This is a genomic window from Lentzea xerophila (assembly GCF_051094245.1).
Lineage (GTDB): Bacteria > Actinomycetota > Actinomycetes > Mycobacteriales > Pseudonocardiaceae > Lentzea > Lentzea xerophila.
Genome location: NZ_CP194934.1, coordinates 5,396,006 through 5,408,548, shown reverse-complemented (window position 1 = coordinate 5,408,548; position 12,543 = coordinate 5,396,006). Strand labels below are relative to the sequence as shown.

Annotated in this window: 8 protein-coding genes and 2 pseudogenes; 8 read left to right on the top strand and 2 right to left on the bottom strand. The window is 70.3% G+C overall.

What is annotated here, in order from left to right:
- Positions 1 to 690: a TetR/AcrR family transcriptional regulator gene (locus ACRSBM_RS25865; protein ID WP_434446879.1), complete on the bottom strand. Its 690-nt coding sequence runs from the start codon at positions 688 to 690 to the stop codon at positions 1 to 3.
- A gap of 108 nt (positions 691 to 798) precedes the next feature.
- Here ACRSBM_RS25865 and ACRSBM_RS25860 point away from each other — a divergent pair, with 108 nt between their 5' ends.
- From ACRSBM_RS25860 to ACRSBM_RS25835, 6 genes and pseudogenes are all read left to right on the top strand, one after another.
- Positions 799 to 1,407: a (2Fe-2S)-binding protein gene (locus tag ACRSBM_RS25860; RefSeq protein WP_434446877.1), complete on the top strand. Its 609-nt coding sequence runs from the start codon at positions 799 to 801 to the stop codon at positions 1,405 to 1,407.
- The gene (locus ACRSBM_RS25855; RefSeq protein ID WP_434446875.1) at positions 1,404 to 2,387 is read left to right on the top strand and encodes an FAD binding domain-containing protein; all 984 of its coding nucleotides are present in this window, start codon (positions 1,404 to 1,406) and stop codon (positions 2,385 to 2,387) included. The genes ACRSBM_RS25860 and ACRSBM_RS25855 overlap by 4 nt, the downstream gene beginning before the upstream one ends.
- Positions 2,384 to 4,558 carry a xanthine dehydrogenase family protein molybdopterin-binding subunit gene (locus tag ACRSBM_RS25850; protein WP_434446873.1) on the top strand — a complete coding sequence of 725 codons (2,175 nt, stop codon included), beginning with the start codon at positions 2,384 to 2,386 and terminating at the stop codon, positions 4,556 to 4,558. The genes ACRSBM_RS25855 and ACRSBM_RS25850 overlap by 4 nt, the downstream gene beginning before the upstream one ends.
- Positions 4,559 to 4,805: 247 nt before the next feature.
- Positions 4,806 to 5,117, top strand: a pseudogene (locus ACRSBM_RS25845) (hypothetical protein); the annotation flags it as partial.
- A 67-nt stretch (positions 5,118 to 5,184) separates the two neighbouring features.
- A pseudogene (locus tag ACRSBM_RS25840) lies at positions 5,185 to 5,789 on the top strand (cytochrome P450); the annotation flags it as partial.
- Between the two features lie 222 nt (positions 5,790 to 6,011).
- Positions 6,012 to 8,777 carry a WD40 repeat domain-containing protein gene (locus ACRSBM_RS25835; protein ID WP_434446871.1) on the top strand — a complete coding sequence of 922 codons (2,766 nt, stop codon included), beginning with the start codon at positions 6,012 to 6,014 and terminating at the stop codon, positions 8,775 to 8,777.
- Positions 8,778 to 8,920: 143 nt separating this feature from the next.
- On the opposite strand, the gene ACRSBM_RS25830 is transcribed toward ACRSBM_RS25835, so the two are convergent.
- Positions 8,921 to 9,502 carry a helix-turn-helix domain-containing protein gene (locus ACRSBM_RS25830; protein WP_434446869.1) on the bottom strand — a complete coding sequence of 194 codons (582 nt, stop codon included), beginning with the start codon at positions 9,500 to 9,502 and terminating at the stop codon, positions 8,921 to 8,923.
- A gap of 99 nt (positions 9,503 to 9,601) precedes the next feature.
- Here ACRSBM_RS25830 and ACRSBM_RS25825 point away from each other — a divergent pair, with 99 nt between their 5' ends.
- Positions 9,602 to 10,603 carry an NAD(P)/FAD-dependent oxidoreductase gene (locus ACRSBM_RS25825; protein ID WP_434446867.1) on the top strand — a complete coding sequence of 334 codons (1,002 nt, stop codon included), beginning with the start codon at positions 9,602 to 9,604 and terminating at the stop codon, positions 10,601 to 10,603.
- Between the two features lie 77 nt (positions 10,604 to 10,680).
- A complete protein-coding gene (locus ACRSBM_RS25820) occupies positions 10,681 to 12,270 on the top strand; it encodes an MFS transporter (protein ID WP_434446865.1) in 1,590 nt (529 codons plus the stop codon).
- The last annotated feature ends 273 nt before the right edge of the window (positions 12,271 to 12,543 follow it).

Here is a 12,543-nt window from a genome sequence, read left to right as displayed (position 1 = left end):
TCATCGGGTCCACCGGGCGAGCAACTCCGTGAGCAGAAGCCGCTCGCCCGGTGACAGGGCCAGGTCGTGCTGACCGGCGAGCGTCGCGAGCAAGGTGCCTGCCTGCGCCGACAGCGTCGTGGCCGGATCGTCGTCGGAGTGCTGGTGCGTGATGACCGCGGCGAAGATGGCTTCACGCACTCGTTCCGACAGTCCTCGGTGTGCGGGGCTGTCGGGGTCGGACAGCAGCGTCAACGTCGTTCCGACGCACGCGGCGTGAATGACCGGAACCGCTTCGTCGGGTGTCATGGACAGGCGTCCCTGCTCCGCGAGGCGAACCAGCATGGCGTGCAGGATCCGCAGTCCCTGTTGCTCGGCGGCGTGCGAGCGGCTGCCGGTGGCGCCGTACATGAGCTGGTAGAACGCCGGGTGCGTCAGGCCGAACTCGACGTGCCGGTCCCATCCTGCCCGGAGGTCGGCCAGCGGATCAGCCGACGGCCCGTGGCTCTGTTTGGTGGCGAGGTAGCGCTTGAAGCCTTGTGCGGCAACCGCTTCCAGTAGGCCCTGTTTGTCTCCGAAGTGGTGGTACAGCGTTGGTGCCGTGACGCCGGCGGCCTGGCACACGTCACGAACGGACACCGCTGCGGCCCCGACGTCGCTGAGCAGCGTTGCCGTCACCTCGAGGATGTGCTCTCGCGTCGAAGTCGCCATATAGCGATGTTACATCTCGGGCTTGTCGGCGTTAGAGCGGCGGGCTAGGGTAGTGCCGTTATCCGAATTTCTGTATCGGTGTTACATCGATCTGATCGAGGAGGAGCGGTGCCCGAGTCACCTCACCCCGCGACGACCCACACCCGCCGGACCGTGTTGAAGTCCACGGCTGTGGCAGCCGCCGGCGCCACACTCGTGCCCGCGCCCGCAGTCGCGGCCGCGCCGACGGCGGCCGGGGACGTGGCGGAGGCCATGGAGATCACGCTGTCGGTCAACGGGCGCAAGCACGCCGTCACGGTCGAGCCGAGGGTCACGCTGCTGGACGCGCTCCGTGAGCGTCTGGGGCTGACCGGTACGAAGAAGGGCTGCGACCGCGGGGAGTGCGGCGCGTGCACGGTTCTCGTCGACGGGGAGCGAATCAAGTCCTGCCTGACGCTCGCGGTGATGCGTCAGGGCAGCGCCATCACGACTGTCGAGGGACTTGCCGACGGCGACCGCCTCCATCCCGTGCAGGAGGCGTTCATCCGCCGCGACGCGTTCCAGTGCGGTGGTTGCACGTCCGGACAGATCATGTCCGCGGTCGCGTGCATCCGGGAAGGCCACACCGGGTCGGACGAAGAGATCCGGCAGTGGATGAGCGGCAACATCTGTCGTTGCGCCTGCTACCAGAACATCGTCGCCGCCGTGGCCGACGCGGCACGGGAGGTGCGGCGGTGAGGTCCTTCGGCTATGCCTCGGCACGTGACTCCGCCGACGCTGTCCGCCTCGCTGACCGGACGCCCGGAGCGGCGTTCATCGCGGGTGGCACCGATCTGCTGAACCTGATGAAGGACGGGGTGCAGCACCACCAGCAGCTGATCGACGTCAACCAGCTCGACCTGGCCCGCGTCACCGAGTCCGCGAGCGGCCTGCGCATCGGCGGGCTGGCCAGGATGCGACAGGTGGCCGAACACCCCGCGGTCCGCGCTCGTTTCCCCGTGCTCGCGGAGGCACTGCTGGCATCCGCGTCACCGCAGGTGCGCAACATGGCCACGATCGGCGGGAACCTGTTGCAGCGCACGAGGTGCGGCTACTTCCGCGACATCGGGTCGGCGTGCAACAAGCGCGTGCCCGGCAGCGGGTGCTCCGCCTTGCAGGGGTGGAACCGAGGGCACGCGGTCCTGGGCGGTAGCGAGAGTTGCATCGCCACCCACCCGTCCGACCTCGCGGTGGCTCTGACGGCGCTGGACGCGTCGGTCCACGTGCTCGGACCAGGTGGCGCGCGCCGGATTCCGGTCGGTGAGTTCTACCGCCTTCCCGGCGACACGCCTCAGATCGAGACATCTCTGCGGCCGGCGGAGCTCATCACCGCGGTCGAGGTGCCGCGGCACCCGGCCGCGACGAGGTCGCGGTATCTCAAGTTGCGCGACCGCGCCACGTTCGAGTTCGCCGTGGTCTCGGTCGCGGCCGCCCTGGATCTGCGCGGGCACTTCGTGCGCGACATCAGGCTGGCGTTCGGCGGGATCGCGACCAAGCCCTGGCGTTCCGCCGAGGCCGAAGCGGAACTGCGGGGGAAGAACCTGACGGTGGAGAGGGTCGAACAGGCCGGTCGCGTGCTCGTGCGTGAGGCCGTGCCGAGACAGGACAACGAGTTCAAGGTCGAACTGGTGCAGCGTGCGCTGGCTGAGTTGGTGCTCGATCTGGGAGGTCTTCGATGACGGGTCTGGTGGGGCGCCCGGTCGCGCGGGTCGACGGCAGGGCCAAGGTGACCGGTGCCGCCCGGTATCCGGCGGACGACCCGGTTCCCGGTGCCCTGCACGGGTTCCTGGTCACCAGCGAGGTGGCGAAGGGCGAGGTGACGGACATCGACACGTCGGCCGCTCTGGCTCATCCGGGTGTGGTCGCCGTGCTGACGCATCGCGACATGCCGCGGCTGACCGTGCCGCCGTTCCCCTATCCCAAGGCGTTCATTCCGTTGCAGGGCACGGCGATCCACCACGTCGGCCAGCCCGTGGCGATCGTGGTCGCGCACACGGTCGAGCAGGCGCACGAGGCAGCCACCCTGGTAGCCGTCCGCTACCGCGCGGAGAGGCCACGAGTGGTGATCGACGACGCGGCCGCGCCACCGTACCTGCCACCACCGTTCCGCAACCGTCCCAACGAGTTCAAGCGGGGTGACGCGACAACGGCGCTGGCACGGGCGGAGGTCCGCGTGGAAGCGCGCTACTCGAGCGCCACCCGGCATCACAACCCGATCGAGCCGCACGCCACCACGGCGCAGTGGGACGGCGACCGGTTGACGCTGCACGAGACGACGCAGGGCGTGAACTTCACCAAGGCGACGATCGCCACCGTCTTCGGGCTGCCGGTCGAGAACGTCAGGGTGGTGGCCCCGTATCTGGGCGGCGGCTTCGGTGCGAAGGGACCCACCTGGTCACACACCATCGTCAACGCCGCGGCGGCGCGGATTCTGCGCCGCCCGGTCCGGCTGGTGCTCAGTCGCGCCCAGATGTACACGATGGCAGGTCACCGTTCGGAGTTCCGTCAGCACCTTCGGCTCGGTGCCACCCGCGAGGGGAAGCTGACCGCCATCCTCGACACGACGACCGCTCAGTTGAGCAACACCGAAGAGTCGATCTTCAACACCAGCGAAACGGCCCGTTTCCTCTACGACTGCCCGAATCTGCACATCAGGCAGGAGGGTGTGCGGCTCGACGTCGCCACATCCAGCTACATGCGCTCGCCGGAGATGACAGCCCACTTCGGACTGGAGACCGTTCTTGACGAACTCAGCTGGGCACTGGACATGGACCCACTGGAACTGCGCCGGCGCAACCACACCGGGTTCAACCAGGAGACCGGTCAGCGGTTCGGTAGCAAACACCTGCTCAGGTGCTACGACATGGCCTCCCAGGCGTTCGGCTGGTCGCAGCGCAAGCGCAGGCCGGGCGCGACGAAGGACGGCGACGAGTACGTCGGGTGGGGGATGGCCACCGAGATGCACACCTTCGGCGCCATGCCGTCCACTGCCTCGGTCACGGTCGGTCTCGACGGCAAGGTCGTGCTACGCATAGGCACCCAGGACATCGGCACCGGCACCTACACGATCATCAGCCAGATCGTCGCCGACGCCATGGGCGTTCCACTGGAGGTCATCCAGGCGCACATCGGTGACACAGCGCTGCCCGCCGCCGGTCTGTCGGCCGCTTCGGCCACGATCGCCAGCGTCAGCGGCCCGGTGGACCGAGCAGCCAGTGCCGCACGGGACGCGGTGGTGCGGCTCGCTGTGGCCGACGAGCGATCCCCGTTGTTCGGCGTCCCGGCGGACGAGGTCGAAACCAGGCACGGTCACCTGATCCACACCCGCAACCAGCAACGCCGGGACAGCTACCGCGCTGTGGTGAGCAGGGCCGGTGAGCCGGTCGAGGCGACGGGCAGCGGGCCGAACCTCCCAGGCCTGTCCTACGGCGTGGTGTTCGCGGAAGTCCGTGTCCACGCGCGACTGGGATCGGTCCGGGTGACGCGGGTGGTCACTGCCCACGACTGCGGCAGGGTGATGAACCGCCGCACCGCGCGCGGGCAGGTGCTCGGCGGCGTCACCTGGGGAATCGGCCACGCGTTGATGGAGCACACCGTCTACGACCGGAACACCGGCAGGGTGGTCAACCCCAACCTGTCGACCTACCTGGTGCCGGTGTGCGCGGACGCGCCTCCCGTGCTGGAAGCGCTGTTCGTCGACGAAGCCGATCCCGGAAGCACCGCGCTGGGCGCACGTGGCTTCGGCGAGACGCCGATCACGGGCGTACCCGCCGCCATCGGCAACGCGATCTACCACGCCACCGGCCGGCGCGTCCGAGATCTGCCCATCACGCAGGACAAGCTGCTGTAGAGGAGGGCGTGTCGCTCGAAGATCCGCGCTGGACGACACCCGTTCTCGCCTGCCGGGCCACGGACGTGGTCCGCTGGATCGACTGCTCCACCGGCGGGGCCGTGGAGGTTCCCGGCCGCGGCGCTCGGCGTGAGGCGCCGTCTACGCCGTTCAGCAGGCGTGGTGCGACAGTCCGTCCGGCAATCCTGCTTGATTCATCGCGTGCGGACGCACTTCGCTGACCGCCTCCGACCCGGAAGGAGTGTCGATGGCCGGCAACAGTGCTCATTCCCGTCGCGCCGTGCTGAGAGGTGCGGGCATCCTCGGCCTGGCGGCGGTCGTCAGTCAGACGATCGGGATCTTGCCCGCGACCGCCGCCACGGACTTCGCGGCGCTGCGCAGGCGGTGGGTCGACCTCCTCACCGGGAGGAGGAGCATCGACCTCGCCGACCCGGCCTTCAGGAGCAAGCTCGCGGCCCTGGACCGCACGGTCACCGGCAACCGGGCGAAGCTGGCAGGGCCAGGCACCCGGACGAGCGTGTTCACCGACCTCGGGTTCGACAACGAAGCGAGCGTCACGACCACCTACACCCGGCTGGCGCAGATGGCCACCGCGTGGGCCACGCCGGGGTCGGCGTGGCACCGCACTCGTCACCCGCAAGGCCGCCGGCCCCGGCGACGACCTGATCAGCCGTCAGCTCGAACAGTCCGATGTGGACGACGTGGTCGCCCTCGCCATGTTGCTCCTGATCGCCGGGCACGAGACGACCGCCGACATGATCTCCCTCGGCGTGATGACGCTGCTGGAGAATCCCGGCCAGCTCGCCGCCGTCCGCGCCGATCCCGGCAAGACCCTGCCGGCCGTGGAGGAACTGCTGCGGTGCTTCACGATCGCGACTTCTCCCTGGCCAGGGAGGCGACCAGCAATGTCGAGATCGGCGGGAGGCTCATCCGCGCGGGGGAGGGGGTCATCGTGCTGAACCAGGCAGCCAACCGTGACCCGGCGGTCTTCGCCGACGGCGACCGGTTCGACATCGAGCGCTACGCCCGCCGGCACATCGCGTTCGGCTTCGGTGTCCACCAGTGCCTGGGGCAGAATCTCGCCCGGCTGGAGTCGCGGATCGTGTTCGACACCCTGTTCCGGCGAGTGCCGGGGCCCCGCCTGGCCGCACCCGTCGACGAGCTGCCGTTCAAGAACGACGCCAGGATCTTCGGCCTGTACGAGCTGCCGGTCAGCTGGGACGAGACGTGATGGGAATCTTCCCGGCCGTCACTCGTTGGAAGATCGTCGGTAAGCCGCCCGCACGGATCGAAAGGGGGAGGGGAACCGGGATCCTTCGGGACACCGCGCCCCTGACGACCAATGGACGCCCTGACGCCACCCTCGACGGAATCCGGGTGGGCCGAAGATCCCGCCACCGCACCGCATCTCGTCCTTCGAGGTCCGATCGACCGGACACCGGGCGCCGCGGTGGTGACGGTCGAGGGACGCACGGTGCTGGTGCTGCCGGCCTCGGGCCGCGACTCCGGTCTGGTGAGAGCGGTCGACCTGGACACCGGCACGGTGCTGCCGGATCGCTCGTTGCTGCGCTACGAGCGGCACGAGGTGCTGGCGCTCGGTGCCGGCCGCCTGCTGGCGACGCTGGGCCCGCAGCGCAAAACCGTCGTCGTCCGCGACGCGGTCACGGGCTCGCCGGTCGGCGTACCGATCCGGGAGGAGCAGCAGACCAGGTCGCTGACCCTCGCCATGGCCGGCGGCCGGCCGGTGGTGATCACCACGGGTTCGGGGCTGGCGATCTGGGACGTGGAGACCGGCGCGCTGGTCGGACGCCACGCCCGCCTCCGCGGCCGGCACCTGGTGACCTTCCAGGGCCGCCTGCTCCTGGTGGCGGAGGAGTCGGCCCGCTCGCTGCGGCTGTACGACGTGCTGACCGGCGAACCGTTCGGGCATCCGCTGCCGTGCGACTTCTGCATGAGCGTCTACCGGCTGTCGGCGGTCGAACACGACGGGCGGCTGCTCGTCGCGTTCCTCGACTCCCACGCCGACACCAAGGTCTCGCTGTGGGACGTGACCGCTGGCGTCGAGCTGCCGACGGTTCCGCCCGGCGACGACGTCCGGGGGATCAGCTTGGCGTTGGTGGACGGGCGGCCGCTGCTGCTCGTCGGCCGATCGGGGAAGTCCGGCTCGTTGATGCTGTGGGATCCGATCGCCGGGCGCGAGGTGCTGCCGGACTGTTTCGCCGGGTACGGCGGTGACTGGGCGGGGCTGGAGCTGAGCAGCCTCGACGACGGGTTCTTCGCGGTCACGGTCTCCGGCAGTGCGGCCGATCTGTGGGTGTGGTCAGCGGAGGGAATGCGGCGCACTTCGCTGGTCGGCGGTGGGGTGTGGCGCACAGCGACCGGCATGGTCGACGGTCGTCCCACGGTCGCCATCGGCGGCTCTGACGGAGACCTCCGCCTGTTCGACGTGCGGACGGGACAGGAGTTCGGCAGTCCGTTCTACGGCGGGCCGGTGGGTCGCGTCATCGGCGGCACGGACGACGCGGGTCGCGCCCTCGTCCTCCTGAGCGGGCGACCCATGCGCTGGTGGGACGTCGCGGCCGGCGTTCCGGTGGCCCGGCTGGACCGGTCCACCGGCGGGATCACCGGGTTCGCGACCGGCGAACTGGACGGCCGGATGGTGGTCGCCCTCCTCGCCGACCGGGGCGGCCTCAGTGTCTGGGATCCCGCTGCCGGCGCGCCGGTCGCCGAGATCTCGCTGGAGCCGGCCGGCGATCTCCAGCCGGAAACCGTGGCGTTCACCGAGATCGGCGGCCGCACGGCGGTGGCCGCGGCGATCGGCCGCGCGGTCTGGTTCTGGGACGCCGCCACCGGCGAGCCGCTGGGCCGGCCGTACCGGGGGCTCCAGCAGACCGTCCTGCAGATGGCCACCGGCCGGATCGGCGACCGTCCGGTGATCGCCGCCGCGGGCGGCAAGGACGAGCTGGTGCACGTGTTCGACCCCGCCACCGGCGCGGCCGTCGTGCCGCCGTTGGCCGGTCACACCGGGGCGCTGACGGCACTGACCCTCGGTACTGCGGACGGCCGTGCCGTCGTGGCCTCGGGCAGCTGGGACCACACCGTGCGGGTCTGGGACGCCGCCACCGGGCAGTGCGTCGGCGGACCGTGGAGCGGCCACGGCGACTACATCGCCGCCGTGCACGTCACCGAGTGGAACGGCGAACCGGTCGTCGTATCCCATGCGCAGAACGGCCCGCCGCGCATGTGGCGGCTGCGCGCGGCCCCGGCGGACAACGGGCACAGCGCCGCCGTCCACAGCGTCGCCGCCGGCCGGTGGGAGGGCAGGCCGGTGTTCGTTTCCGGTGCCGCGGACCGGACCGTGCGACTGTGGGATGCCGCCACCGGGCGGCCACTCGGCCCGGCGCTCACCGACCACGCCGCGGCGGTCACGCACGTCGCGTTCGCCGGCGACACGCTCCTCACCGGCGACGAGAGCGGTGTCGTGTTGCGCCGGCACGCCGGCGCCCTTCGCAGCGAACCGCTGGCGCGGCTGCGGAACGGGATCGCCGGGATCGGCACAGCCGAGCTGGACGGCCGCATCGTGGTGGGAGTCGCGACCAGGGACGGAGTCTTCCGGTGCTGGGATGCCGCGACCGGCCGCCCCTATGCCGGACTGCACACCGGCGCCGACATGGTCCGCCGCGCTGACATCGGCGTGCTGAACGGGCGCCTGATTGCCCTGACGATCGCCGCCGCCGACGACAGTCCTGTGCTGACCCTGTGGGACGTCGCCGCCGGCACGCCGTTGTACGAGCCCATGCCGGTGCCCGAAGAGTGCACGGTGGGCACCCTCGCGATGCTGGACGGCCGGCTCGCGGCCATCCACGGCATCGACGCCGGCCAGGGCTACCTCCCGGAGGAGGCCGCCGACGTCCAGGTGATCGACATCGCCACCCGCACGGTGCTCGCCCGGCACCGGCAGAAACGTGGATGGAGTCAGCACGCAACCGTCGCCCGCTCCGTCGGTGGCACTGTCGTGCTCGTCGCGGCGGAGGACTGGGTCTCGGTCATGAACCCGTTCGACACCGGCGGGTCCGGCAGCGAGGAATTCGCCGGGCACAACGCGTTCGTGACCTGCGTGGCCACCGCCGCTGTCGCCGGACGCACCGTCGTCGCTTCGGGTGACAGCGGCAACGGACTGCATTTCTGGGACTTGGACACCCACGAACGCCTTCACTGAACGCACTCCGGCGGTTTGCGCACCGGGCAACCACTTGAGTCGAACTCGGATTTCGTCGGTGGCGGCAGAGCTCGCCGCCTACTTCGGCTTCACCGACGGCCAGTTCATGTGCGCCAACGGTTTCCGCGAGGCCAGTGGTGCCGCTATGAGCCGTTGTCCTCGGGATCGTCGTTCTCGCGATGTCCGCGACGGGCGTCCCGGTCGTAGATGAACATGATGTCGCACGGGCGGCCCTCCGCGCCGATGGCATGCGGCATCATGGTCGGGAACTCGGCGGCACGATTGGTCTCGACGCGGAAGCGGCGGTCGCCGAGCAACAGCGTCGCGGTGCCGGACAGCACGACGAGCCACTCCCTGCCGGGATGGGCGCGCATCTTGGCGGGGTTGTCCGGCGGTGGCTCGGTCAGCCGCCGGCGCATGACGCTCATCGCCGGGTCGCCCTTCATCGGCCAGCTCAGGTTGTCGGGGCCGTGGTTCATCGGGCTGATGACGACGTCGTCCGCCGCGTTCTCGACGAGCTGGTCGAGGGTGGTGTCCAGGGCGCGGGCCAGTGCGACGAGCTGGTCCAGTGCCAGGCGGCGCTGGCCGTTCTCGATGCGGCTCAGCGAGGACTGTCCCAGGTGGACTCGCTTGGCCAGTTCCTCCAGGGACAGGCCCTGTGCGACCCGCAGCGCCCGGATCCGCTTGCGCACGAGGCCGTCCAGCGCACCTTCTTCTTGCGTCATAGGCAAGATGATATGCCAACTCGGCAAAACCTGCCTACCATCGTTCTCAGATGGTCCCGGAACGGCTCGGGCCACGCACGACAGAAAGGACGCGCCGAGATGTCTGCACAGACCTCCGCGTACGCGAGCGACGCACTGACCGGTGAGACCGTGGACGTTGTGGTGATCGGCGGGGGAGCCGCCGGCCTGAACGGTGCGCTGATGCTCGCCCGCTCTCGCCGCTCCGTCGTCGTGGTCGACAGCGGCCAACCACGCAACGCACCGGCCGACGCCATGCACGGTTTCATCGTGCTCGACGGTATGCCGCCCGCCGAGATCCTGGACCGCGGCCGCGAGCAGGTGCGCCACTACGGCAGCAAGGTCGTCTTCGGTGAGGTGACCGCGGCGGAGCCCGCTGAGGCGTCGGACGACGGCGACCTGCGCTTCACCGTCACCCTGGCCGACGACAGGACCATCACGGCGCGCAGGCTCCTGGTGGCCACCGGTCTGCGGGACGTGCTGCCCGACGTGCCGGGGCTCGCCGGGCACTGGGGCCACGGTGTCGTGCACTGCCCGTACTGCCACGGGTGGGAGGTGCGGGACGAGGCCATCGGCGTCCTCGCCACCGGCCCCGCGTCCGTCCACCACGCCCTGCTGTTCCGGCAGTTGAGCGACGACCTCGTCTACTTCACCCGCGGCACCGAGCTCGACGAGAACACCCGCGAACGCTTCGCCGCCAGGGGTATTCGCATCGTCGACACCGCGGTGGAAAAGGTACTGGCGACCGACGACGGCAGCGTCGCCGGCCTGCGCCTGGCCGACGGTTCGGTCGTCGCCAGGAGCGTTCTCGCGGTCGCCACCCGGATGGAGGCCCGCACCGACGGACTGGACGGGCTGAAGCTGCCGATGGAGGAGCTGCCCAACAACATGGGCCGCTGCTTCGTCTCCGCGCAGGCCGGCACGACCGAGGTACCCGGCGTGTGGGTGGCCGGCAACGCCGCCGACCTGTCCGCCCAGGTCGGCGCCTCCGCCGCGGCCGGTGCCCTGGCCGCCGCGCACATCAACTCACTGCTCGCCACGGCCGACACCGATGCGGCGCTGAACCGCGTCGCCACCGGCTGACCCTCTTTTCCCCCAACCACTTCCGGCGCCGGGCCCCGCCCGGCGCCGTGATCTCCCATGCCTTCTGAGAGGAACCGATGACCACCACCCAGTCCGCACAGGGGGCTGCCACACCGGACGCACGTCAGCTGCGCACGATCCTCATCTCCGTGTCGATCTCGTTGATGGCCGTCATCGCCTCGGTCTCGGGCCTCAACGTCGCGCAGACCCACATGGCCGTCGAGTTCGGGGCGTCGCTCGGCACGGTTCTCTGGATCATCAACGTCTACACGCTGACCCTGGCCGCGCTGCTGCTGCCGCTCGGCGCCCTCGGTGACCGCCTGGGCCGCAAGCCCATGCTGACCGCCGGGCTCACGTTGTTCGGCATCGCGAACGTGGTGGCGGCACTGGCGCCGACCGCCGAGGTCATGATCGCTGCCCGCGCGATCGGCGGTGTCGGCGCCGCGATCATCATGCCGATCACCCTGGCCGTCATCACCTCCACCTTCCCCGAGGAACGGCGCGGCAAAGCCATCGGCGTGTGGACGGCCGTGGCGGGAGGCGGCGGCATCCTGGGCATGTTCCTCTCCGCGGTCCTGGTCGACATCGCCGACTGGCGCTGGCTGTTCGCGCTCCCGATCGTGCTGATCGTCGTGGCGTTCGTGACGACGGTGAAGTCGGTGCCCAACTCCCGCGAGCGCTCGGCCCACCCCTTCGACACCGTCGGCGCGCTGCTCTCGACCGTCGCCGTCGTCGGCCTCATCTACGCGCTGCAGGAGGGGCCCGAACGCGGCTGGACCGCCCCCGAGGCGTTGATCAGCCTCGCCGTCGGCCTCGTCGCCGGCATCGGTTTCGTGGTCTGGGAGCTGCGCCGCCGCGACGCCTCCCTGCTGGACGTGCGTCTGTTCCGCGAGCGCGGCCTGGCGGGCGGCTCGCTCACGTTGCTCGTGGTGTTCGGCGTCCAGGCGGGCATCGGCGTGGTGCTGTTCCCGTTCTTCCAGGCCGTGCTCGGGTGGTCGGGACTGGCGTCGACGGCGGCACTGATGCCCATGGCGATCTCGATGATGCTGACCTCCGGCCTCGCGGCCAGACTGGCCGAGCGCATCGGCTCCCACGCGACCATGACCACCGGCGTCGCGCTGGCCGGCGTGGGACTGGCGTTCATGGGGCTGTTCGTCTCGGTCGAGGGCGGCTACCTGTCGATCCTGCCGGGCCTGGTCGCCATGGGCCTCGGCATGGGCCTGTCGATGACGCCGTCCACCGAGGCCATCACCGGCTCGTTGCCGCGGGACAAGCAGGGTGTCGCGTCCGCGCTCAACGACATCACCCGCGAGTTCGGCACCGCCCTGGGTATCGCCCTGCTGGGCGCGCTCCTGTCCGCCGGCTACCGCGGCTCGATCGACGGCAGGCTGTCCGGTGTCCCCCAGGAGGCCGCGGATGTCGCCAGGGAAGGCGTCGCCAACGCCGTCGAGGTCGCGGGCAGCGCGGGTTCGCATGCGGCACAGGTCGTCCAGGCCGCCCGTGAGTCCTTTGTGGATGGATGGCAGCAGGCCATGTGGGCCGGCGCGGCCGTCATGGTGGTGCTGTTCGTCTACCTCGCCCTGCGAGGCCCGAAGAACCGGGTGCGCTCCGCGGCGGACGACGCCGAGACCGCTGTCAGCTCGAGCCGGGTCGAATCAGTCCTGTGACAGCTGCCGCGCTCGAACTCCGTGGATGGCAATTTGTCGGAACGGACGGTGTCCTGCCCTGTCCGCGTGGCGAATACCGATGAACTGTTCCGGCGGCAGGCTGCTCTGCGGGCTGAGGCCGATGCGGTGGCGCACGATCTGAGATTGGCCGAACTGGCTGAATTGGTGACCCGGTCCGCGTCGGCGGTTCAGCCCTGGGATTGATGGTCAAACGCGACATGGACGTCACGGTGGTCTGCGAGTCGCTGGACGCGCAGACCACCGAGGCCGTCG

Coding starts and splice junctions, on each gene's coding strand:
- ACRSBM_RS25820 (WP_434446865.1), top strand. CDS start 10,681: ATGACCACCACCCAGTCCGCACAGGGGGCTGCCACACCGGACGCACGT.
- ACRSBM_RS25850 (WP_434446873.1), top strand. CDS start 2,384: ATGACGGGTCTGGTGGGGCGCCCGGTCGCGCGGGTCGACGGCAGGGCC.
- ACRSBM_RS25830 (WP_434446869.1), bottom strand. CDS start 9,502: ATGACGCAAGAAGAAGGTGCGCTGGACGGCCTCGTGCGCAAGCGGATC.
- ACRSBM_RS25825 (WP_434446867.1), top strand. CDS start 9,602: ATGTCTGCACAGACCTCCGCGTACGCGAGCGACGCACTGACCGGTGAG.
- ACRSBM_RS25865 (WP_434446879.1), bottom strand. CDS start 690: ATGGCGACTTCGACGCGAGAGCACATCCTCGAGGTGACGGCAACGCTG.